This window comes from Pseudomonas sp. IPO3778, assembly GCF_013386825.1.
Lineage (GTDB): Bacteria > Pseudomonadota > Gammaproteobacteria > Pseudomonadales > Pseudomonadaceae > Aquipseudomonas.
The window spans coordinates 495-23,649 of record NZ_JACARC010000041.1 but is presented as its reverse complement, the minus strand read 5'-3'; the positions used below and the strand labels follow the sequence as shown (position 1 = coordinate 23,649).

The 23,155-nt window shown below is 61.9% G+C and carries 21 protein-coding genes; 13 read left to right on the top strand and 8 right to left on the bottom strand.

Annotation, left to right across the window (positions count from 1 at the left end; translation table 11 throughout):
• Window positions 1-164: 164 nt before the first annotated feature.
• Window positions 165-1,088, bottom strand: a complete 924-nt coding sequence (locus HX855_RS21550) for a dihydrodipicolinate synthase family protein (protein ID WP_177085828.1) — start codon at window positions 1,086-1,088, stop codon at window positions 165-167.
• Between the two features lie 330 nt (window positions 1,089-1,418).
• Here HX855_RS21550 and HX855_RS21545 point away from each other — a divergent pair, with 330 nt between their 5' ends.
• Entirely contained in the window at window positions 1,419-1,694 is a 276-nt protein-coding gene (locus HX855_RS21545) for a DUF2790 domain-containing protein (protein ID WP_177085826.1), read from the top strand.
• Between the two features lie 16 nt (window positions 1,695-1,710).
• On the opposite strand, the gene xerC is transcribed toward HX855_RS21545, so the two are convergent.
• Complete coding sequence (xerC, locus tag HX855_RS21540) at window positions 1,711-2,625, bottom strand: tyrosine recombinase XerC (protein WP_177085824.1); 915 nt, start codon at window positions 2,623-2,625, stop codon at window positions 1,711-1,713.
• 103 nt (window positions 2,626-2,728) lie between these two features.
• Window positions 2,729-3,517 (bottom strand): M949_RS01915 family surface polysaccharide biosynthesis protein, encoded by a 789-nt coding sequence (locus HX855_RS21535; RefSeq protein ID WP_177085822.1) that lies wholly within the window; start codon window positions 3,515-3,517, stop codon window positions 2,729-2,731.
• 469 nt (window positions 3,518-3,986) lie between these two features.
• Here HX855_RS21535 and arnC point away from each other — a divergent pair, with 469 nt between their 5' ends.
• The 12 genes from arnC to HX855_RS21475 all read left to right on the top strand — a co-directional run bounded on the left by arnC (window position 3,987) and on the right by HX855_RS21475 (window position 17,278).
• Entirely contained in the window at window positions 3,987-5,021 is a 1,035-nt protein-coding gene (arnC, locus tag HX855_RS21530; RefSeq protein WP_177085820.1) for an undecaprenyl-phosphate 4-deoxy-4-formamido-L-arabinose transferase, read from the top strand.
• The gene (gene arnA / locus HX855_RS21525; RefSeq protein WP_177085818.1) at window positions 5,018-7,024 is read left to right on the top strand and encodes a bifunctional UDP-4-amino-4-deoxy-L-arabinose formyltransferase/UDP-glucuronic acid oxidase ArnA; all 2,007 of its coding nucleotides are present in this window, start codon (window positions 5,018-5,020) and stop codon (window positions 7,022-7,024) included. The genes arnC and arnA overlap by 4 nt, the downstream gene beginning before the upstream one ends.
• Complete coding sequence (arnD, locus tag HX855_RS21520; RefSeq protein ID WP_177086157.1) at window positions 7,024-7,908, top strand: 4-deoxy-4-formamido-L-arabinose-phosphoundecaprenol deformylase; 885 nt, start codon at window positions 7,024-7,026, stop codon at window positions 7,906-7,908. Before arnA ends, arnD begins: the two co-directional genes overlap by 1 nt.
• Window positions 7,905-9,560, top strand: a complete 1,656-nt coding sequence (gene arnT, locus HX855_RS21515) for a lipid IV(A) 4-amino-4-deoxy-L-arabinosyltransferase (protein ID WP_177085816.1) — start codon at window positions 7,905-7,907, stop codon at window positions 9,558-9,560. The genes arnD and arnT overlap by 4 nt, the downstream gene beginning before the upstream one ends.
• On the top strand, window positions 9,557-9,904 hold the full coding sequence (gene arnE, locus HX855_RS21510; RefSeq protein WP_003217625.1) for a 4-amino-4-deoxy-L-arabinose-phosphoundecaprenol flippase subunit ArnE: 348 nt from the start codon (window positions 9,557-9,559) through the stop codon (window positions 9,902-9,904). The genes arnT and arnE overlap by 4 nt, the downstream gene beginning before the upstream one ends.
• The gene (arnF, locus tag HX855_RS21505) at window positions 9,901-10,314 is read left to right on the top strand and encodes a 4-amino-4-deoxy-L-arabinose-phosphoundecaprenol flippase subunit ArnF (RefSeq protein ID WP_177085814.1); all 414 of its coding nucleotides are present in this window, start codon (window positions 9,901-9,903) and stop codon (window positions 10,312-10,314) included. Before arnE ends, arnF begins: the two co-directional genes overlap by 4 nt.
• On the top strand, window positions 10,311-11,690 hold the full coding sequence (locus tag HX855_RS21500; RefSeq protein ID WP_177085812.1) for a UDP-glucose/GDP-mannose dehydrogenase family protein: 1,380 nt from the start codon (window positions 10,311-10,313) through the stop codon (window positions 11,688-11,690). The genes arnF and HX855_RS21500 overlap by 4 nt, the downstream gene beginning before the upstream one ends.
• 3 nt (window positions 11,691-11,693) lie before the next feature.
• A complete protein-coding gene (locus tag HX855_RS21495) occupies window positions 11,694-13,316 on the top strand; it encodes a glycosyltransferase family 39 protein (RefSeq protein ID WP_177085810.1) in 1,623 nt (540 codons plus the stop codon).
• A 506-nt stretch (window positions 13,317-13,822) separates the two neighbouring features.
• Window positions 13,823-14,002: a type VI secretion system contractile sheath small subunit gene (locus HX855_RS21490; RefSeq protein ID WP_256353006.1), complete on the top strand. Its 180-nt coding sequence runs from the start codon at window positions 13,823-13,825 to the stop codon at window positions 14,000-14,002.
• A gap of 176 nt (window positions 14,003-14,178) precedes the next feature.
• Window positions 14,179-14,877, top strand: a complete 699-nt coding sequence (locus HX855_RS21485) for an HPP family protein (protein ID WP_177085808.1) — start codon at window positions 14,179-14,181, stop codon at window positions 14,875-14,877.
• Window positions 14,878-15,019: 142 nt separating this feature from the next.
• Window positions 15,020-16,123 (top strand): enoyl-CoA hydratase/isomerase family protein, encoded by a 1,104-nt coding sequence (locus HX855_RS21480; RefSeq protein ID WP_177085806.1) that lies wholly within the window; start codon window positions 15,020-15,022, stop codon window positions 16,121-16,123.
• 3 nt (window positions 16,124-16,126) lie between these two features.
• Window positions 16,127-17,278, top strand: a complete 1,152-nt coding sequence (locus HX855_RS21475) for an acyl-CoA dehydrogenase family protein (RefSeq protein ID WP_177085804.1) — start codon at window positions 16,127-16,129, stop codon at window positions 17,276-17,278.
• Window positions 17,279-17,435: 157 nt separating this feature from the next.
• Here the strand turns inward: HX855_RS21475 and HX855_RS21470 are convergent, their stop codons facing one another.
• The 5 genes from HX855_RS21470 to HX855_RS21450 are packed head-to-tail and all read right to left on the bottom strand — an operon-like array spanning window position 17,436 to window position 22,991.
• Window positions 17,436-18,209, bottom strand: coding sequence for an enoyl-CoA hydratase (locus HX855_RS21470; RefSeq protein WP_177085802.1), 774 nt, complete (start codon window positions 18,207-18,209; stop codon window positions 17,436-17,438).
• Between the two features lie 9 nt (window positions 18,210-18,218).
• Window positions 18,219-19,346: an acyl-CoA dehydrogenase gene (locus tag HX855_RS21465; RefSeq protein ID WP_177085800.1), complete on the bottom strand. Its 1,128-nt coding sequence runs from the start codon at window positions 19,344-19,346 to the stop codon at window positions 18,219-18,221.
• Window positions 19,347-19,355: 9 nt separating this feature from the next.
• Window positions 19,356-20,540, bottom strand: coding sequence for an acetyl-CoA C-acyltransferase (locus HX855_RS21460; protein ID WP_177085798.1), 1,185 nt, complete (start codon window positions 20,538-20,540; stop codon window positions 19,356-19,358).
• Window positions 20,541-20,551: 11 nt separating this feature from the next.
• Window positions 20,552-21,319: an SDR family NAD(P)-dependent oxidoreductase gene (locus tag HX855_RS21455; RefSeq protein ID WP_177085796.1), complete on the bottom strand. Its 768-nt coding sequence runs from the start codon at window positions 21,317-21,319 to the stop codon at window positions 20,552-20,554.
• 22 nt (window positions 21,320-21,341) lie between these two features.
• Window positions 21,342-22,991, bottom strand: a complete 1,650-nt coding sequence (locus HX855_RS21450; RefSeq protein WP_177085794.1) for an AMP-binding protein — start codon at window positions 22,989-22,991, stop codon at window positions 21,342-21,344.
• Window positions 22,992-23,155 lie beyond the last annotated feature (164 nt).

Sequence of the window (23,155 nt, the reverse complement as noted above, 5' to 3'; positions counted from 1 at the left end):
TCACATCAACCAGACGAATCAATTCCGATGTCACCGTGGAAAAAACAGCCTTCGCTAAAACAGTCATTTTTCTTGTTCTCACCCGAGCCCTAGACAAATACCCACAGACTTCAGACACCTTATCCCAGCCGCCTTCACGCCGTCGATTGACGCCGGGCGCCCGGTTACCGGCCCCATTGCAACGCAATCGGATTGGCCGCACTGGCCAATTCCAACAGGCCCGCACGGGTCTGCGGATGCAGGGGTTCCAGGGGATGGCGCACGGTGTCGGACTTGATCACACCGCCCTCCTTCATCACCGTTTTTGCCGCCCGCAGGCCGCATTGACGGTTCTCGTAATTGATCAGCGGCAAGATCCGCTCATACGCCTGGATGGCGTCTTGGCGACGACCTTCGGCGTGGGCGGCCATCACCGGCCGAATCAGGTCAGGAATCATCGCGCTGGCCATGACGCCACGCGCACCGGCATCCAGATCGGCCATGAGGGTTATCGCCTCCTCACCATTGAACGGACCCACAATGTTGGCGCCGCCCAGTTCAATCAGGTGACGCAGCTTGGCGGCGGTGCCTGGCACTTCGATCTTGAAGTAACGCACCAGCGGCAAGGTGCGTGCCACTTCAGCCAGAAACGCGGTGGAGAGCGTGACGCCACTGAGTGGCGCGTCCTGGATCATGATCGACAGTTGGCACGCCTCGGCGACCCGTGCGAAATGCTCGCTGATCAGCCGCGGCTCCAGCTTGATGCCGGCGCCGTGGTAGGGAGGCATCATCATGATCAGGGCCGCGCCGTGGTCTGCGGCATGACGTGCGCGCTGGCCGGCGACCTGGGTGCTGAAGTGGCTGCAAGTCACCATCACCGGCACACGGCCCTGGACATGTTCCAGGCAGAACTCCGTCAACTGCCGGCGCTCTTCATCCGAGAGCAGAAACTGTTCCGAGTAGTTGGCCAGGATGCAGATGCCGTCGACGCCCTGGTCGATCATGCAATCAAGTACGCGCCCCTGCCCCTCGAAATCCAGCGCACCGGCGTCGGTAAACGGCGTGGGAGCAACAGGAAAAAGCCCCGAGTACGGCCCAGTTGTTTGCATTGCAAGAACCTCTTCCATTGGGGGGATCAGCCACGGCTATTGGCCGTTATGACGCTGTGGTTGGCTGCCGAATGAAAAGTACTGCACTTGATGCGGGACGAGTAATGAGAAGTGCGCCGCGGCTGATAACCGTTGGCTATCCCCGGCTGAAACTGAGGGTCTGGTAGAGCGCCTGCCCCGAGTGGCCAATGCCCGCTACCGCCAACGCCAGCAGCGGGTTTATCGTTTTCGCTGATGAATGCTATTGGCCTGAACCCGTTCAGCCTCGCGCAGCATGCTTTGTAGAATGCCAACCATCGTCAAGCCGCCTTCGTGGCGCGGGAGGTTGTCATGCGTTACCTGCTTATTGCCCTGCTGGGCCTGTTCAGCACCCTGGCATTCGCCCAAGGCGAAACACCGGCGCCCACTACGGGCACCGCGGCAACAGCTGCCAGCGAGACCTACGATTATTCCCAGGACCTGGACATCGCCAAGGTGGTACGGGTCAGCAGCGAATCGTCCACCGAGTGCGGCCCGGTCAAGGGCCACATGGTGTACATCGACAGCCACGGCGTGCGGCATGAGCTGGACTACATGCGGCTGGGTGATGCATGCCAGCACGGCTGATCAGGCACCGCCTTGGCTACAGGTCAAACCGATCCACCGCCCGGCGCCGTTCATTGTCGTCACGCACGTCATAGTTGGCAGTGGTCTGGATATTGGTGTGGTGCGCCAGTTTCTGGGCGATGGACAGGTCGTACTCTTCAATCACCCGGGTGATGAATGAACGCCGGAAGTCGTGGGGCATGATCTTGACTCCGACTTGTTCCCCCCGCTGGCGGGCGATGTAGTAAATCGCGTGCTTGGTGATGCGCTCCCGGGTGATATGGCTGCCCCGGCGGATGCGGTTGAACAGGAAGGTGTCGTCCTGCTCGCCCTCTTTCAACTGGCTGCGACGAAACGCCAGCCACGCCTCCAGCTTGGCCAGCGCCCAGGCCGGCGCGTACTTGATCAGTTGTTTGTTGCCCTTGCCGGTGACCTGCAGGCTGCGCTCTTGGAAGTCGACCTGGCTCAACTCGATGTTCACTGACTCCGACTTGCGCATGCCCGAGCCATACAGGATCCCGATCACCGCCGCGTCCCTCAGGCCCTGTGGTCGCGGGTCGGCGGCACAGACGTCCATCAATTCCCGAATCAACGTGCGCCGCAGGTTGCGGCCCTGGCTCAACCGCGTGCCCGCCATGGCCTTGACCGAGCGCATCTTCAACAGATGATCCTGGGTGATCAGGCTCATGCGCCAGGCTTCGTTCATCACCCCGCGCACTGCATTGACGTACAGCGACGAGGTATTCGGCGCGTAGCCGTCCTCACGCAGCACGGCCACCAGGGCCATGACCTGCTCGGGTTGCAGCAGGTGCCAGTCGATGTCTTCGAGGTTGATGTCTTCAAAGCCCAGGCGGTCGGCGGCGTCCTGCAGCACGTAGCGCATGGTCAGTTGGCTGGAAGGTGCCAGGCGGGTGAGGTAGAGGGTCAGCGGGTTGCGGGTAGACTCAGTCAAGGTAGATCAGCCTTTGGATTAAATAGATCGACTAACCAATTGTTTAATCGACCTATTTAGTGAATTGGCGAGCGCCGAGTCTAGCGCAGGCCAATCCGCGGGGCTATTCCTGATCGTCTTCTGCCGGGGCCGGCGTCTGTTGCTGGCTCCAGTCGGTGTCCTGCTTTTGCATCAAGGCAAACCAGTGCTGGCGCATGAAGTCCAGGTAGGGTTTGGGGGCCTTGGCAAAGTCTTCCTCGTCGCCATAACAGCCAGGAAGCGGCAATTCAGTGCCCTGCTCCTTGAACTGGCTCACCAGCGCCTGCTGCGCCGCCACGCTGCAATCCTTGGGCAACGGCATGCCCTGCAGGGCGCCGGCGTCTTCATCCCACCAACTGGCGCCATAGCGGTCGATGCCGCGCAGGCGGTACTTCTGCGACTTGCCGATGTGCATGATCAGCTTGAAGTCATTGGGGCTGACATCACTGGTGCAGGTGCGGCCATAGCCCACCGTGACCTGGCTGATGCCATCCCCCAGCAGGTCGGTGACCTGGGTGGCGTCCCTATTGAAGTGCGCGCCGGCATCGAACTGGCAATGCTGCACATCGTCGTAGAGCATCCACAGCCGCTTGAGCCGGTCGCCATCGATCAGGTACTGGGCGGCATAGACAAAGGCCGACTGTGTGCCGTCGTCATCGCGCTCGCTGACTTGCTCGGCAAGCACCAGCAGGTTTTTGCCCTGCTTGTCACTCCAGGTGTAGGCGCCGACCTGCTTGCCCCGCACTTCTACGCCATCGGGCAACTGGTCAATGGCTGTCAATGCCACACCGTCCTCGGCCCGTACCATCGTGGCCCACGCCACCGTCATCAACAACACCATCAACATTGGCCGTAAACGCTGCACGCTATTCATCCGACTGCCCTGGCAAGAGATGGCTTACTTTACCGGCACTTGCGCGGCAATGCCGAGAATATTCGTCAGGAATGAACTAGCGTGTGGGAAAAGGCTACTCCCCTTCCACCCCGAGCAAAGACGGCGTTGTCCGTCTTCCTGTTGTTTACCTGAACCCTAGCTGTCTACCTGCCAAAAAAACGACTTTTTCATCTGCGTTTCATATTCGTTATACATTTTTGCGCTTAATCTTGGCGGCACGACTTGAGAACGAACCGCACTTTGCAGGTTAACTCGTTGATTCCGCTTTACCTTTGAGCGTTTTGGTCTTTACTCACGTAAGCCATGGAAGACCCACTGCTACCTGTCAGGACTGTCGAATGAATGCCATAAATCAACACTATCCTTGATCGGATGCCCGTCATCCCAGGCTATTGATAACTGCTGTCTTTACGCTCCAAGTTGCTCTAACCCCCGAGGTAATGAATCTTTGAAACCCTACCCAATTCATTGCGTGTCGATCGTTATCCCGGTCTACAACGAACAAGAAAGCCTTCCCGAGTTGCTGCGTCGCACCATGGCCGCCTGCAAACAGCTGGCTTATGAATACGAAATCGTCCTGGTGGATGACGGCAGTCGCGACAATTCTGCCCAACTGCTGGAAGACGCCGCCGCCCTCGAAGGCAGCAACGTGGTCGCGGTGATCCTCAACCGCAACTACGGCCAGCACGCGGCGATCATGGCCGGCTTCGAGCACTGCCGCGGCGACGTCGTGATCACCCTGGACGCCGACCTGCAGAACCCGCCGGAAGAAATCCCGCGCCTGGTCGAGCAGGCCGCCCTGGGCTACGACGTGGTTGCCACCGTGCGCAACAATCGCCAGGACTCGGCCTTCCGCCGCTGGCCGTCGCGCCTGATCAACCTCGCAGTGCAACGCTCCACCGGCGTGGCCATGAGCGACTACGGCTGCATGCTGCGCGCTTATCGCCGCACCATCGTCGACGCCATGCTGGCCTGCCGCGAGCGCAGCACCTTTATCCCGATCCTGGCCAACAGCTTCGCGCGTCACACCACGGAGATCCTGGTGCATCACGCCGAGCGTGAACACGGCGAATCCAAGTACAGCCCGATGCGCCTGATCAGCCTGATGTTCGACCTGCTGACCTGCATGACCACCACGCCATTGCGCCTGTTGAGCATCGTCGGCTTCAGCCTGGCGGCGCTGGGCATGCTGTTTGCGGTCGCATTGATCGTGCTGCGCCTGGCCTTCGGTTCAGGCTGGGCCGGTGACGGCATGTTCGTGCTGTTCGCCGTGCTGTTCGTGTTCACCGGTGGCCAGTTCATCGGCATGGGCCTCCTGGGTGAATACCTGGGCCGCATGTACAGTGATGTGCGGGCCCGCCCACGGTTCTTTATTGAAAAAGTGCTGCGCAACCAACCCGCCGCACCGGCCGAGACCTTTACGGTCGATGGCCTGACGTCCTCCCACACCTCTACTTCTCCTTCCGATCAGGTTTCTTCATGAATTCAAAAGCTGTTGTCTTCGCTTACCACGATATTGGCTGTGCAGGCATCGAAGCCCTGCTCAATGCGGGTTACGAAATTGCTGCCGTGTTCACCCATGCCGATGATCCCAAGGAAAACAATTTCTACGGTTCCGTCGCCCAACTGTGCGCCCGCAACGGCATCCCGGTGCACGCTCCGGAAGACGCCAACCACCCGCTGTGGATCGAGCGCATCGCCAAGCTGAACCCGGACTACATCTTCTCGTTCTACTACCGCAACCTGCTGAGCGAAGCCTTGCTGGCCACCGCCAAAAAAGGCGCGTTCAACCTGCACGGCTCCCTGCTGCCGCAATACCGTGGCCGCGCACCGGCCAACTGGGTGCTGGTCAACGGCGAAACCGAAACCGGCGTGACCCTGCACCGCATGGTCAAGCGTGCCGATGCCGGCGCGATCCTGGCCCAGCAGAAAGTCGTGATCGACCGCACCGACACCGGCCTGACCCTGCACGCAAAACTGCGTGACGCGGCCACCAACCTGCTGCGCGACGCCCTGCCGCAACTGGCCCAAGGCAAGCTGGCAGAAAGCGCCCAGGACGAAAGCAAAGCCACCTACTTCGGTCGTCGCACCGCAGCGGACGGCAAGCTGGACTGGAAAAAGCCGGCTGAAGACCTGTTCAACCTGGTGCGCGCTGTCACCCAGCCATACCCGGGCGCGTTCTGCGCCGTGGGCGAGCACAAGCTGATTGTCTGGAGCGCTGAAGTCGTCAAAGGCAACGAAGGCCTGGCACCCGGCCGCGTGATCAGCGTCAACCCGCTGCGCATCGCTTGCGGTGAAGATTCCCTGGTGGTCAAGTTCGGCCAGCGCAACGAAAACGGCCTGTACCTGGCCGGCCCGTCCCTGGCGGATGAACTGGGCCTGGTGGACGGTTCCGTGCTGCGCGGCGCCGAGTCCGGCCGCAAGCCACGCCGTACCCGCGTATTGATCCTGGGTGTGAACGGCTTTATCGGTAACCACCTGTCCGAGCGCCTGTTGCGTGACGACCGTTACGAAATCTACGGCCTGGACATCGGCTCCGATGCCATCGAGCGCCTGCGCAGCCACCCGAACTTCCACTACGTGGAAGGCGACATCAGCATTCACTCCGAGTGGATCGAGTACCACATCAAGAAGTGCGACGTGGTCCTGCCGCTGGTGGCCATCGCCACCCCGATCGAATACACCCGCAACCCGCTGCGCGTCTTTGAGCTGGACTTCGAAGAGAACCTGAAGCTGGTTCGCTACTGCGTGAAGTACAACAAGCGCGTGATCTTCCCGTCGACCTCCGAAGTGTATGGCATGTGCCAGGACCAGTACTTCGACGAAGACACCTCCAACCTGGTGGTGGGCCCGGTCAACAAGCAGCGCTGGATCTACTCGGTCTCCAAGCAACTGCTGGACCGCGTGATCTGGGCTTACGGCGACAAAGGCCTGAAGTTCACCCTGTTCCGTCCATTCAACTGGATGGGCCCGCGCCTCGACCGCCTGGACTCGGCCCGTATCGGCAGCTCCCGCGCCATCACCCAGCTGATCCTGAACCTGGTGGAAGGCACGCCGATCCGTCTGTTCGACGGTGGCGAGCAGAAGCGTTGCTTCACTGACATCGCCGACGGCATCGAAGCCCTGGCCCGCATCATTGATAACGACAACGATAACTGCAACGGTCAGATCATCAACATCGGCAACCCGGAAAACGAAGCCAGCATCCGTCAGCTGGGCGAAGAACTGCTGCGTCAGTTCGAAGCTCACCCGCTGCGCGCCAACTTCCCTCCGTTCGCCGGTTTCCGCGACGTGGAAAGCAAGGCGTTCTACGGCACCGGTTACCAGGACGTGGCACACCGCAAGCCAAGCATCCAGAACGCCAAGCGCCTGCTGAACTGGGAGCCTACCGTTGAGATGAGCGAAACCATCGGCAACACGCTGGATTTCTTCTTGCGCGAGGCCATGCTCGAAATCGCGGATCACTCTACCGAAAAAGCATGCTGATGCAGGCAGGTCTACGCATCGACGTCGACACCTACCGAGGCACCCGTGAAGGGGTGCCAAGGTTGTTGGAGTCGCTGGATGAAGCCGGGGTCAAGGCGACCTTTTTCTTCAGCGTCGGGCCGGACAACATGGGGCGCCACTTGTGGCGCCTGATCCGTCCGCAATTCCTGTGGAAGATGCTGCGCTCCAATGCTGCCGGTTTGTACGGCTGGGACATTTTGCTGGCCGGCACCGCGTGGCCGGGCAAACCCATCGGCCGCGACCTGGGGCACCTGATGCGCCAGGCCAAGGCCGCTGGGCACGAAGTGGGCCTGCACGCCTGGGATCACCATGGCTGGCAGGCCAACACCGGACGCTGGAGCGACAAACAGCTGGTGGAGCAGATTCGCCGTGGCGTCGACACCTTGAGCGACATCCTCGGTGAGCGCATCGACTGTTCAGCCGCCGCCGGCTGGCGTGCCGATGAGCGCGTGGTGCAAGCCAAGCAACCGTTCAACTTCCGTTACAACAGCGATTGCCGTGGTACCAGTCTGTTCCGGCCCACCCTGGCGGACGGCAGTGCCGGTACGCCACAAATTCCGGTGGACATGCCGACCTTCGACGAAGTCGTGGGCCCGGTGGTGGCCGCCAAAGATTTCAACACGTTCATCCTCGACCGCTTCAAGCCGTCGAAGCTCAACGTTTATACGATCCACGCAGAAGTAGAAGGGATTCTGATGGCCAATGATTTTCGCCAGTTGCTCGCCCAGGCAGGGCAGCGCGGCATTCAGTTCAAACCGTTGGGCGACCTGTTGCCCGCCGACCTGGCCACCCTGCCCCAGCAACAACTGGTGCGCGGTGTACTGAGCGGCCGTGAAGGCTGGCTCGGAGTGCAAAAGGCATGATCCGGCGCTGGGCCCTGCCCCTGCTCCTGTTGGCTTTCGGGGTGTTCTACCTGATCCCGTTGACCACCCACGGGCTGTGGATTCCCGACGAAACCCGCTATGCGCAGATCAGCCAGGAAATGCTGCTGACCGGCAAATGGGCCTCGCCGCACTTCATGGGGATTCGCTACTTCGAAAAACCGGCGGCCGGGTACTGGATGATCGCGCTGGGCCAGGCGATCTTTGGCCAGAACCTGTTCGGGGTGCGTTTCGCCTCGGCCCTGAGCACCGGCCTGAGCATCCTGCTGGTGTACTGCGTGGCCCGGCGGTTGTGGAACGACCCGCGCAAGAGCCTGGTCAGCGCCGTGCTGTACATGAGTTTTGTCAGCGTGGCGTTCCTGGCGGGCTATGCCAACCTCGACCCGCAGTTCACCTTCTGGGTCAACCTGACCGGCGCGGCGCTGTGGTTCTGCGTCGACAGCACCACCCCCCGGGGCCGCCTGGGTGCCTGGGCCTTGCTCGGGTTCGCCTGCGGCATGGGCTTCATGACCAAGGGTTTCCTGGCCTGGCTACTGCCGGTGTTGATCGCCCTGCCCTACATGGTCTGGCAAAAACGCTTTCGTGAACTGCTCACTTATGGCCTGGTGGCCGTGGTGGTAGCAATTGTCGTGAGCCTGCCGTGGGCCCTGATGGTGCATGCCCAGGAACCGGATTACTGGAACTTCTTCTTCTGGCACGAGCACATCCAGCGCTTTGCCGGCGACGATGCACAACACGCCGAGCCGTTCTGGTACTACCTGCCGTTGCTGGTAGCGTTCAGCCTGCCGTGGATGGCGTTGCTGCCGTCCACCGTGAAACAGGCGTGGCTGGAAAAACGCAGTGCCAAAATAGCCTTCCTGCTGCTGTGGCTGCTGATGCCGCTGGCGTTCTTCAGCCTGGCCAAGGGCAAGCTGCCGTCTTACATCATGCCGTGCCTGCTGCCCCTGGCGTTGCTGATGGGCCATACACTGGCCGACAAACTGGCCCAGGCCCGTGGCCGCGTATTGCGCATCAACGGCTGGCTGAACCTGATCATCGGTGTGCTGGGGCTACTGGCCCTGACCTGGTTCCAGTTGAAGAAGCCGGTGTACGAGCACGGCCAGGAAACCCTGAGCCTGGTGCTGGTGTTCATCTTCCTGTTCGGCTGGATCATCGCCAACCTGCTGCAAGCCGCCCGCCCGCTGCACCTGTGGGCCGCGCCGGTGATCGGCAGCTGGTTGCTGGTGGCGCTGGTGCCGGCCGCGTTGCCGCACTCGGTGGTTTATAACAAGACCCCCGACCAATTCATCATCGATCACCTGCAGGAACTGCAGCCCACCACCGCGTTGCTGAGCAACGACCTGGGAGCCGCCTCGGCGTTGTCGTGGCGCCTGCAGCGTCCCGAAGTGATGCTGTACAACACCGTTGGCGAAGTGAAATACGGCATCGCCTTCCCCGACACCGCTTACCGCAAGATCGATGCCGCCCATGTCCAGCAATGGATGACCGACGCGCGCAAACAGGGCTCGGTGGGTGTAGTGATGCGGGTCAAGGGTGACGACGAGCGCCAGGAAGTGGAGCTGCTGCCCAAAGACGGCAAGCGCTACGAGCAAGGCAATATCGTGATTCTGATTTTCCCGCAGAGTGCGCCATGACCACACTGCTGCTGTTGTTAGGCGCGTGCCTGCTGACCTGTATGGGCCAGGTCTCCCAGAAGTTTGCCGTAGAAGGCTGGCGCGACCAGCCCGACGGCTGGGCCCTGAAGCTGCGCTCGCCGTGGCTGTGGTCGGCGCTGGTGTGCCTGGGCCTGGGTTTGCTGGTGTGGCTGCTGGTGCTGCAACGCCTGGAAGTCGGGATTGCCTACCCGATGCTCAGCCTTAACTTTGTATTGGTCACCCTGGTGGCGCGTTTTGTGTTCCACGAACACATCGACGGGCGCCACTGGTTCGGCGTGTTGCTGGTGATTGCCGGTGTGGTGCTGCTGGGGCGACAGGTATGAGTCGCGCTCGCGGTTTTGCCCTGGCCCTGGGCAGCGTTGCCCTGGTGAGCGGCGCCCAGTTGGGCATGCGCTGGAGCATGACGCGCCTGCCGTTGCCCACCGAATGGCTGACAGCGCTCAACACGGGCGCCATCGACTTCGGTGCACTGGGCGTGGTGATCCTGGCGATCATCGCCTACGCCCTGTCGATGCTCTGCTGGCTTGGTGCGCTGAAAGACCTGCCGCTGGGGCGCGCCTACTCGCTGCTCAGCATCAGCTACGCGCTGGTGTACCTGCTGGCCGCCAGCCTGCCGGTGTTCAACGAACATTTTTCACTTTCAAAAACTGCGGGAGTGGCCTTGGTCATCCTCGGAGTCCTGACTATCAACTCTCGTCGTGCTAGCACTACAAGTCCCAGGAATGCCCCATGAAAATCAGTGTATTTGGTAGTGGTTACGTCGGTCTGGTGCAGGCCACCGTATTGGCCGAAGTCGGTCACGATGTCATCTGCATGGACGTAGACGAGAACAAGGTCAAGTTGCTGCAACAGGGCCACGTGAGCATTTTCGAGCCGGGCCTGGCGGCGATGGTCAAGGAAAACCTCGAAGGCGGCCGCCTGACGTTTACCTATGACGAAAAACTCGCGGTCGAACACGGCGAAGTCTTGTTCATCGCCGTGGGTACGCCTTCGGATGAGGACGGCTCGGCCGACCTGAAATACGTGCTGTCGGTAGGCGATGCCGTGGCGCGCCACCGGGTACACCCGGTGATCCTGGTGGAAAAATCCACCGTGCCCGTGGGCACGGGCGACACCTTGCGCGCCCACATGGAAAAAGCCCTGCACCTGGCCGGCCGCCATCTGGATTTCGATATCGTCTCCAACCCGGAATTCCTCAAGGAAGGCTCGGCCGTTGCCGACTGCCGCCGCCCGGACCGTATCGTGATCGGCTGCGAGCGTGAAGAAGTGCGTGACGTGATGCGTGAGCTGTACGCGCCCTTCAACCGCAACCACGACCGCATCATCTTCATGGACCTGCGCAGCGCCGAACTGACCAAGTACGCCGCCAACTGCATGCTGGCCACCAAGATCAGCTTTATCAACCAAATCGCCGAGCTGGCCGAGCACCTGGGGGCCGACATCGAAGCCGTGCGCCTGGGCATTGGCGCCGACTCGCGCATTGGTTATCACTTTATCTACCCGGGCTGCGGCTATGGCGGCTCGTGCTTCCCCAAGGACATGCGCGCCCTGATCCACAGCGCCAAGGCCGCCAACTGCTCCAGCGACCTGCTGGAAGCCGTGGAAGCCATCAACCAGCGCCAGAAGAGCAAGCTGTTCGAACGCGCCAATGCCTTCTTCAAGGGCGACCTCAAGGGCAAGACCTTCGCCTTGTGGGGCCTGGCGTTCAAACCGAACACCGACGACATGCGCGACGCACCCAGCCGGGTGCTGATGGAAGCCCTGTGGGCCGCCGGCGCCAATGTGCGCGCGTTTGACCCGGAAGCCATGCAGGAAACCCAACGCATCTACGGCGATGACCCGCGCCTGATGCTGATGGGCACCCCGGAATCCACCTTGAGCGGTTCCGACGCCTTGATCATCTGCACCGAATGGCAGCAGTTCAAGGCGCCGGACTTCGACCTGATCCAGCAGCGCCTGAAAACCCCGGTGATCTTCGACGGCCGCAACCTGTACGACGGCGAACGCCTGGCGCGCAAAGGCATCCAGTACTTCCCGATGGGCCGCGGCGACTCCTGCAACTTGCCGATCCCCCAGCAAAACTGGGTACCTCAGGCCGAGGAAGCCTAAGACGTGGACAAAGCTCATCCGCCCTTGCTCAGCCCGACGATCCGCCGACACTCATGGGTGCTGGGGCTCCTGGCGCTCGTCCTGTTCATCGCAGGCAACTGGAACCAGGCAATCATCGGCTTTGATTCGCGCTTCGTGCTGTTCGCCCAGGAGATGCTGCGCCATGGGCCAGGGTTCTTCCCGACGACGTACGGGCAACCGTATGCCGATTACCTGGCGACCTCGACGCTGCTGACCTGGTTGCTGTCGTTGCCCCTGGGGCACGTCAGCAGCTTTACGGCGTGGTTACCCACGGCCATCGCTTCGGCGCTGATCGTGGTGCTGATCTACCGCCTGACGGCGCCCTACTCCCGGCGCTGGGCGCTGCTGAGCATCGCCGTGATGCTGCTCAGCAGCACTTTCATCAGCGAAACCCGCGCGGTGTCCCTCGACCAGATGCTGGCGGCCGTGGCCCTGGCGGTGTTTTACCTGGGGTATGCCCATGACCACTTCGGTGCCGGCAAACGCCTGCACTGGCTGTTTCTGCTGCTGATCCTGGGGTTCGCGATCCGTGGGCCAATCGGCCTGGTGATTCCTACCGGCATGCTGTGCAGCTACTACCTGATCAATCGCCAATGGCGGCAGTTGTTCAGTTTTGGCCTGCTGGCACTGGCGTTGCTGGCCGCGTGTGTCGGGCTGCTGTTGCTGCTGGCCAAGCTCAGTGGCGGCGAAGCGTTCATGCAGGACGTGATCCGCATGCAGTTCCTCGGCCGCATGGACGGCACGGAAGGCTCCAGCAGCGTGGTGTATTACTTCAGCAGCTCCCTCGGCAACTACGCCCCAGCGTATCCGCTGGCAATACTGGCGCTGATTGCCATCGTTGCCGGGAGCCGCGACGACAAAGGCCCAGCGCTGAAACTGGTGCTGTACTGCCTCGCCGCGGGCTTGATCGTGATGATCGGCTTATCGGTGCCCCAGGCGAAAAAGGCCCGTTATGTGCTGCCGATGCTGCCCATGGCGGCAATCATCGCCGCGTACCCGTTCCAGGTATCCCGGGGCAAGCTGTTCGCCGGGCTGCGCGGGCTGATGCTGGTGCTTTGGGCAGTCATTCCGGGCCTGTTGATCGCCGGTTTGTTCGTGGCGCGTCATCGCTTCCCCGACCAGATCGGCAGCCTCAATCCGGTGTTCGGGATCCTGATCGCCCTCCAGACGCTGACCCTCGGGCTACTGTTCAACCGGCGCCTGCGCTACTTCGGCCCGGCTTTCGCCGCCGTATTGGCGGTGTGGCTGGTGTATATCGTGATGGTGGAACCGCTGGAGCGCCGTCTGTATGACACACGCACCTTTACCCTCCAGGCCCACGCACTGACCCAGCAACAACCGGCGCCGCTGGTGCTGCACGCACTGGGCAAGGACGCAAAAGCCATCAAGTTCATGGTCAACCTCGATTGCGACCGGGTGCCGCTGTTTACGCAGCTGCCCGCCGAACTGGCGCCCATCCAGGCACCTGCCTGGCTGATCATGAGCCAGGCGGACTATGAAGGCTTGACCGACCCACGGTTTCGCTCGCTGGTGCCGGTACTGACCGGGGAGTTCGACAAAACCCCCTATGTGCTGCTGCATTTGATCAAAACAGCGCAGCCTTGAGCCCTGAGAATGGGATAAGCGGGCAACCCGCTTATCCCCTCTCAGCAGCGTCCGTAGTTCCAAACCACAGTGTATGTAAGAATCTTCTTTATCCAATAATTTGCGCAACTTCTCAGACTGTAAGCGCAGAGAAAAATCCTACGCATCTATCCGTAACCACCGATGCAACTCCCCTTCCCGCTCAAAGTCCCCGACTGTAGACTCGCGTTCCAAGTGAGTTAATTAATTACTACCTCCCCACTATTTCATTAGCGCCAAAGGCTTGACCTAGGGCTTTGCGGGTATTTTTAAAAAATTCGAACGCACCGTTGTACGCCCCGTTATAGAAAGAGCCGCAATAATAATAAACAAGTTTAAACAGCACTTAATCCTGCCGTTTATTTACTCTAGAGGAATGCTCCGTGTCCGACCAACGATTGTCCGCCCCCTCTTCTGCGACAGGTTTATCCTCCACTCACCCGGCCACGCCGTCACAGGTCAATGTGGGCTATGTCCCGGTGCCCAAGCTGGATCGTTTGATGGAGCTGCGTGATGCACTGGTGGTGCTCAAAGGGCCGCTGGCCAACGACCCGTCATTACGGGAAAACGTGCAGAACCTGCTGATTAACGAGGAAACCAATGATCGGGTGCTGGGCAAGGTCAGCGCCCCGCTGCCCGCACTGACCCGGCTGATTCCTTTTGGCTAAGGCGGCCTAACTGCAAAAAAACTGCACTTGACCTGCATTAATATGCATTGGCGGCAACTTTCGCCGATGGGCACACTGCGCAGGTTCCTCCCCCAAATGCAGGAACTTTTTGAAGGGCTTTTCCGGGAAACCAGACAAGCCTTTTTTTTCGCCCGTTTTTCATGGACTGTCTGTCAATGCTCGCTCGCTGGTTACCTGCTGCCATCAATACCCGCCCCGCTGAATGGAGCCGTGCCGCCATCGGCATGGCCCTGGGCACACTGTTCAGTGTCTGGGTGTGTGCCCAAGTGTTTGGCATGGAGGCGGCCTTGCACCTGATCGGCCCGCTGGGGGCATCGGCGGTGCTGCTGTTTGCCGTGTCTTCCGGCGCCCTGGCCCAGCCCTGGTCGATCATGGGCAGCTACCTGTGCGCCGGGGTCGTTGCACTGTTGGTGGCCCGGGTGCTGGGACGCACCCTGGGCAGCGCGTGCCTGGCGGCCGGGATGACGGTCATCCTGATCTGCTGGCTGCGCTGCCTGCACCCACCGGCGGGCGGGCTGGCCATGAGCCTGGTGCTGGCCGATCCCGCCTCGATCGCCCTGGGTTGGCAGGAAATCGGTGCCGTCATGCTCGGAGCGGCCGCCTTGCTCGCGTGTGCGCTGGCCTACAACAACGCCACACGGACGCGTTATCCCAAGGGCGCCCGCGAACCTGCCACGCCGAGTTTTATGCCAACCGCCATCGAAAACCCCGGTATCAGCGCCGAAGACCTCAAGCAGGCGCTGGCCGAGCGCGAGCAGTTCCTTGACGTCACCCAGCAAGAACTGGAAGAACTGATCCAGGCCAGCGAACGCTACGCCCGGCGACGCACCATCGGGGCCGTGTTCCAGCGTTAGCGCCGGCGGCGCCCCCAGGGTAAAAATGCAAAAACGACCTGCATGATTCCGACTTGTACTGGGCAAATTTGCACTGGTACGATCACGAGAGCGTTCGCCCACGAACATCTTGATAAAGAATAATAAAAGCAGGGAGTTAGAGATGACTGCTCAGGTTTCAACCGAGGCAAGCAGCGCCGGGATTCTGCACCATGAGGTCCTGGCTGAAGTACGCAACCACATAGGCCACCTGACCCTCAATCGCCCCGCCGGCCTGAATGCCATTACCCTGGACATGGTCCGCAGCCTCAGCCGGCATTTGCAGGCCTGGGCAGACGACCCCACGGTGCACGCCGTTGTAGTGCGTGGTGCCGGTGAAAAAGCCTTCTGCGCCGGGGGCGACATTCGTTCGCTGTACGACAGCTTCAAGCACGGCGACACCCTTCACGAAGACTTCTTCGTCGAGGAATACGCCCTCGACCTGGCCATTCACAACTACCGCAAACCAGTACTGGCGCTGATGGACGGCTTTGTCCTCGGCGGCGGCATGGGCCTGGTGCAAGGCGCCGACCTGCGGGTAGTCACCGAACGCAGCCGCCTGGCGATGCCGGAAGTGGCCATCGGGTACTTCCCTGACGTGGGCGGCAGCTATTTCCTGCCGCGCATTCCCGGGGAACTGGGGATCTACCTCGGCGTGACCGGCGTGCAGATTCGCGCCGCCGACGCCTTGTATTGCGGGCTCGCCGACTGGTACCTCGACAGTGCCAGGCTGGCCGACCTTGACCATCAACTCGACCGCCTGCAATGGAACGACTCGCCGCTCAAGGACCTGCAAGGCCTGCTGGCCCGCCTCGCGGTGCAGCAATTACCCGACGCGCCACTGGCAGCGCTGCGCCCGGCCATCGACCACTTCTTTGCCCTGCCGGACGTGCCGAGCATCGTCGAGCAATTGCAGCAGGTCACCGTTGCCGACAGCCATGACTGGGCACTCACCACCGCCAGCGTGATGCAAACCCGCTCACCCCTGGCCATGGCCGTGACCCTGCAGATGCTGCGCCGCGGTCGCCACCTGCCACTGGAGCAGTGCTTCGCCCTGGAGTTGCACCTGGACCGCCAGTGGTTCACCCGCGGCGACCTGATCGAAGGCGTGCGCGCCCTGCTGATCGACAAGGACAAAACCCCTCGCTGGAACCCTCCGACCCTCCAGGCGTTGGAGGCTGGTCATGTCGAGAGCTTCTTCCGCGACTTCGACAAGAACGGGAACTAAGCCATGCAAGATATTGAATTTACTGAAGAACAAGTGATGATTCGCGACATGGCCCGGGACTTCGCCCGAGGCGAAATCGCGCCCAACGCCCAGGCTTGGGAGAAAGCCGGCTGGATCGACGATGCCCTGGTGGCCAAGATGGGCGAGCTGGGGTTGCTGGGTATGGTCGTGCCCGAAGAATGGGGCGGTACCTACGTCGACTACGTGGCCTATGCCCTGGCGGTGGAAGAGATTTCTGCCGGTGACGGCGCCACTGGAGCGCTGATGAGTATCCATAATTCAGTGGGTTGCGGGCCAATCCTCAACTACGGCTCACAAGCACAAAAGGAAACCTGGCTGGCTGAACTGGCCAGCGGCCAGGCCATCGGCTGCTTCTGCCTGACCGAACCCCAGGCCGGTTCCGAAGCCCACAACCTGCGCACCCGGGCCGAACTGCGGGACGGCCAGTGGGTGATCAACGGCGCCAAGCAGTTTGTCAGCAACGGCAAGCGCGCCAAGCTGGCGATCGTGTTTGCGGTGACCGACCCGGACCTGGGCAAGAAAGGCATCTCGGCGTTCCTGGTGCCCACCAACACCCCGGGCTTCGTGGTGGACCGTACCGAACACAAGATGGGCATTCGCGCCTCGGACACCTGCGCCGTTACCCTCAACCAATGCACGGTGCCCGAAGCCAACCTGCTGGGGGAACGCGGCAAAGGCCTGGCCATTGCCCTGTCGAACCTGGAAGGCGGGCGCATCGGGATTGCCGCCCAGGCTCTGGGCATCGCTCGTGCCGCGTTTGAAGCGGCGCTGGCCTATGCCCGTGACCGGGTGCAGTTCGACAAGGCGATCATTGAGCACCAGAGCGTGGCCAACCTGCTGGCCGACATGCAAACCCGCCTGAACGCCGCGCGGCTGCTGATCCTGCACGCCGCCCGATTGCGCACGGCGGGCAAACCCTGCCTGTCGGAAGCCTCCCAGGCCAAGCTGTTCGCCTCGGAAATGGCTGAGAAGGTCTGCTCCTCGGCGATGCAGATTCATGGGGGGTATGGCTATCTGGAGGATTACCCGGTGGAGCGTTACTACCGGGATGCGCGGATTACCCAGATTTACGAGGGCACCAGCGAGATTCAGCGGATGGTGATTGCCCGGGAGCTGAAGCACTATCAGCTATAAGAGGCACACTGCGGAACCCGTGTGGAAGCGGGCTTGTGTGGGAGCGGGCTTGCTCGCGAAAGCGGTGTTTCAGTTAGCACATGTATTGGCTGACACTCCGCCTTCGCGAGCAAGCCCGCTCCCACATGTTTGATTTTCAGCGTATTCAGGACAGCGTTTACTTGTCCTTGAACTCCGGCGCACGCTTGGCCACAAACGCCGCCATGCCTTCCTTCTGATCCAGTGTGGCAAATGCCGCATGGAACACCCGGCGCTCAAAGCGCACGCCTTCCGACAGGCTCACTTCAAACGCGCGGTTGACGCTTTCCTTGACCATCATGCTGATGGGCACCGATTTGCTGGCGATCAAGGTCGCGACTTTCAGCGCTTCATCCAGCAACTCATCCGCCGGCACAATCCGCGCGACAATCCCGCAACGCTCCGCTTCCACCGCGTCGATAAACCGCCCGGTCAGGCACATTTCCATGGCCTTGGCCTTGCCCACGGCGCGGGTCAGGCGCTGGGTGCCGCCCATGCCCGGCAGCACGCCGAGGTTGATTTCCGGCTGGCCAAACTTGGCAGTGTCACCGGCCAGGATGAAGTCGCACATCAAGGCCAGTTCACACCCGCCGCCCAGGGCAAAACCGTTAACGGCCGCGATGATCGGCTTGCGGCGGTTGGCCACGCGGTCGCTGTCGCTGAACAGGTCGTCGAGGTAGATCTGCGGGTAGGTCAGCTCGGCCATTTCCTTGATGTCGGCACCGGCAGCAAAGGCTTTTTTCGAGCCGGTGAGCACGATGCAGCCGATTTCCGGGTTGGCTTCCAGGCTGTCCAGCGCCTGGTTCACTTCGCTGACCAACTGGGCGTTCAAGGCGTTCAGCGCTTGCGGGCGATTGAGGGTGATCAGCCCCACACGGCCCTGCACGTCCAGCAAAATGGTTTCGTAACTCATAGATGCTCCTCAGAGATTGCGTGAAATGACCATGCGTTGAATATCGCTGGTGCCTTCGTAAATCTGGCAGACCCGCACATCGCGGTAGATCCGCTCCAGGGGAAAGTCGCTCAGGTAACCGTAACCGCCGAGGGTTTGCAAGGCCGCCGAACAGACCTTTTCGGCCATTTCCGAGGCAAACAGCTTGGCCATGGACGCTTCCACCAGCGCCGGCTTGCCGCTGTCCCGCAGGGCGGCAGCGTAATGCACCATCTGCCGGGCGACGGCGATTTGCGTGGCCATGTCTGCCAGGCGAAACGCCACGGCCTGGTGCTCAATGATCGGTTTGCCAAAGCTCTCGCGCTCGCGGGCGTAATCCCGCGCCGCTTCAAACGCGGCCCGGGCCATGCCCACCGCCTGGGAGGCAATGCCGACGCGGCCGCCTTCGAGGTTGGCCAGGGCAATCCGGTAGCCTTCGCCCTCCTCGCCCAAACGGTTGGCCACCGGCACTTTCAGGTCCTCAAACAGGATCTGGCAGGTGTCCGAGGCGTGCTGGCCGAGCTTGTCCTCGACCCGCGCCACGCTGTAGCCCGGCGAGTCGGTGGGCACGATAAACGAGCTGATGCCCCGCTTGCCGGCGGCCGGATCGGTGACCGCAAACACAATCACGATCCCGGCGTTTTGCCCGGAGGTGATGAACTGCTTGCAGCCATTCAACACGTAGTGATCGCCTTCCAGCCGGGCCCGGGTTTTCAGGCCGCTGGCGTCAGAGCCGGCCTGGGGCTCGGTCAAGGCAAACGCGCCAAGCATTGCGCCGCTGGCCAGGGGCTTGAGGAACCGTTCTCGCTGTTGATCGTTGCCGAACTTAAGGATCGGCACACAGCCCACCGAGTTGTGCACGCTCATGATGGTCGAGCAGGCGCCGTCGCCGGCGGCGATTTCTTCCAGGGCCATGGCGTAGGCCAGGTAACCGGTGTCGCACCCGCCCCATTGTTCCGGAACCAGCATGCCGAAAAAGCCCAGCTCGGCCATTTCGCCGATGGCCTCCTTGGGAAAGCGATGCTCACGGTCCCACTCGGCGGCGAAGGGCTTGAGCCGTTCCTGGGCAAATTGCCGGGCGGCTTCGCTGATCTGCAGTTGTTCGTCATTGGGGAGCATAGGTGTTCCTTAGTACAGGCATTCAACGGCCATGGCCGTGGCTTCACCGCCGCCGATGCAGATCGCTGCAACGCCGCGTTTGAGGCCTTTCTGGCGCAGCGCCGAGAGCAGGGTCACCAGGATCCGTGCGCCGGACGCACCGATCGGATGGCCCAGGGCACAGGCGCCGCCGTGGATATTGACCTTGCGGTGGGGAATCTCCAGCTTGCTCATGGTCACCAGGCTGACCACCGCGAAGGCTTCGTTGATTTCAAACAGGTCGACGTCGTCGAGGTTCCAGCCGGTCTTGGTCATCAGTTTGCGGATCGCCCCCACCGGCGCGACCGGGAACAGGCCTGGCTCGTCGGCAAAGGCCGCGTGGCCATGGATCACCGCCAACGGCTTGAGCCCACGCTTTTGCGCTTCGGACTCACGCATCAGCAGCAGCGCCGCCGCACCATCGGAAATCGAGCTGGAGTTGGCGGCCGTCACCGTGCCGCCTTCGCGGAAGGCCGGTTTCAAGGTGGCGATCTTGTCCAGCTTGGCTTTGGGCGGCTGTTCGTCGTGGGTGATGGTTTTCTGTTCCTTGCCCACGGTGACCTGCACCGGGACGATTTCGGCGATGAAGTTACCGTCAGTGATCGCCTGCTGCGCGCGGGTCAGGGAGGCAATGGCGAACGCGTCCTGGGCCTCACGGGAAAACCCGTTGTGTTCGGCGCAGTCCTCGGCAAAAGTGCCCATCAGGCGGCCCTTGTCGTAGGCGTCTTCGAGGCCGTCGAGGAACATATGGTCGAGCACCCGGCCGTGGCCCATGCGGTAACCGCTGCGGGCACGGTCCAGCAGGTACGGCGCGTTGGACATGCTCTCCATGCCACCGGCGATGACCACGTCCACACTGCCCGCCAGCAGCGAGTCATGGGCCAGGATGGTGGCTTCCATGCCCGAGCCGCACATCTTGTTGAGGGTGGTGCAGCGAGTCGATTTGTCCAGGCCCGCACCCAGTGCAGCCTGGCGCGCCGGGGCCTGGCCGAGGCCGGCGGGCAGCACGCAACCGAACAGCACTTCATCCACGGCATCGGTGGCGATACCGGCCCGCTCGACGGCGGCGCGTATTGCCGCAGCGCCCAGCTGTGGAGCGGTCAGGCCCTTGAGGTCGCCCTGAAAGCCGCCCATGGGCGTGCGTACCGCGCTGACAATAACGATTGGATCAGTCATGAAAAATCTCCTTATTTGGCCGCCATGCGCAAGGCACCGTCGAGACGGATCACCTCGCCGTTGAGCATGCTGTTTTCAATGATATGCCGCACCAGCGCGGCGTACTCGCCCGGCTTGCCCAGGCGCGGCGGAAATGGCACACCGGCGGCCAGGGACTCACGGACTTCCGGGGTCATGCCGGCCATCATCGGTGTTTCGAAAATGCCGGGAGCAATCGTCATCACCCGAATCCCGTAGCGCGCCAGTTCACGGGCCGCCGGCAGGGTCAGGCTGGCAATCGCGCCCTTGGAGGCGGCATAGGCTGCCTGGCCGATCTGACCGTCAAAGGCCGCCACCGAGGCCGTGTTGATGATCACGCCGCGCTCGCCGTCGGCATTCGCCTCGCTTTGCGCGATGGCCGCTGCAGCCAGGCGCAGCAGGTTGAAGCTGCCGATCAAATTCACGTTGATCACTTGGGCGAAGTTGGCCAGTACATGAGGCCCGTTTTTGCCAAGGATTTTCTCGCCCCGCACCACACCGGCGCAGTTGACCAACCCGTGCAAACCGCCGAAGGCGGTCACCGTGGCCTGCACCGCGGCTTCGGCAGCGGCTTCCTGGCTGATATCCGCGACCACGCTGCGGGCCTGATCACCGAGCTTCTGCGCCTGGGCGGCGACTGCGTCGGCGTTCAGGTCCACCAGCATCACCTTGGCGCCCGCCGCTACCAGCATCTCGGCCGTCGCCGCGCCGAGGCCTGAAGCGCCGCCGCTGACCAGAAAAACCTTGTTCTCAATCTGCATCACTGTTTCCTTGAAAAAGGGGTCACGCCGTGGCCGCCTGGGCCTTGGCAATTTCCTGATTACGCAAAATAAAGCGTTGCAGCTTGCCGCTCGGGGTCTTGGGCAGCTCGCTGACAAATTCGATTTCCCGTGGGTACGAGTGGGCCGCCAGGCGCTTGCGCACATGCTGGCGTAGCTCTTCGGCCAGGGCCGGCTCGGCGCGGTACTGCTCGCTGAGTACCACAAAGGCTTTGACGATCTCGGTGCGTTCCGGGCAGGGCTTGCCCACCACCGCCGCTTCCACCACCGCCGGGTGCTCGATCAAGGCACTTTCCACATCAAACGGGCCGACCCGGTAGCCGGAGGTGGTGATCACATCGTCGCTGCGCCCCACGAAGCTGATGCTGCCGTCGGGGTTCAACTCCACCGTGTCGCCGCTGAGGTAGTACTTGCCGACGAAGGCTTTGGTCTTCACGCCGTCGTAGCCGGCGAACCAGCACATCGGCGATTGGTCACGGTCGATGGCCAGGATGCCCGGGTGGCCGGCCGGCAATTCCTGATGGTTGTCGTCCAGCACCACGATGCGATGGCCGGGCGAGGCGAAACCGGCGGAACCGACGTGCACCGGGTGCTCCAGGCCGTGGTGATTACACAGCACCATGCCCAGTTCGGTCTGGCCATAGTGGTCATGGATAGTCACGCCGAGGTTATCGGCGAACCAGCGGATCACCTCCGGGTTCAACGGCTCGCCGGCGCTGCTGACAATGCGCAGCTTGCCCTTGATCGACTGGGCGAACTGCTCGCCGCCAGCGATCAACAGGCGGTAGGCCGTCGGCGATCCGGTGAGGTTGGTGATCCCGTACTTGTTGATGACCCGGCAGGTGCTTTCGAGGGTGAACGGGCCGTCGTAGAAGGTGATCGGGTGGCCCATGGACAACGGGCCGGTGACGCCGAAATAGATGCCGTAGGCCCAGCCCGGATCGGCGACGTTCCAGAAGGCATCTTCGGGGCGCAGGTCCACGGCGTCGCGGGTATAACTCTGGAACGCGACGATCGCCTTGAGCGGGACCGCCAGGGATTTCGACGGGCCGGTGGTGCCCGAGGTGAACATCAGCAGGAAGGGGTCTTCGGCGCCCAGTAATACGGGTTCGCAGACGTTGGAACAGTGGGGCAACTCGGCCCAGAAGCTGAAATCGCCTCGCACGATGCCTTCGCCGTTGGGGCCGGCGACGGTGACGATGGTTGGGCAGTCGGCCACTTCATTGAGTTTGGGGCGGTTGACGGCGTCCGTCACCACCAGTGCGGCGCCTGAGCTGTTCAGGCGGTGTTCGATGGCCTTGGGGCCGAAGGCGGTGAACAGTGGCTGGTAGACCGCGCCGATGCGCCAGGTGGCGAGTACGACCACCAGTAACTCGGCGGTGCGTGGCAGCAGGCCGGCGACCTTGTCACCGCGTTTGACGCCCTGGGCCAGGAGGAAATTGGCGAAGCGGGCGGCCTGGTCCTGCAATTGGGTGAAGGTGGACGTGGCGCTGCGGCCGTCCTTGCCCTCCCAGAACAGTGCGATGCGACCGGGCAGTGCGTGGCGGTCGCAGCATTCGACACAGGCGTTCAGGGCCTGCAGGTTGCCCGACAGGGCGGTGTCGACGGTGTGTTGGTAGTTGAACTGGGTGGTGGCAGCCGAGTAATCACGCATCGCTTCAAATCCCTGTGTGTTTTTTTATTTTCAGGATGGGTACGTAGACCGGTGAAATAGTCGCTCTAGAGCGGTGGGTGGGCAATGGTCAAAGCTTTCAACTTGGTTGACTGGTTTGGCCAATGGGTTGGTTTTTTGGGTGGTTGTGTACATATCCGTTGCTG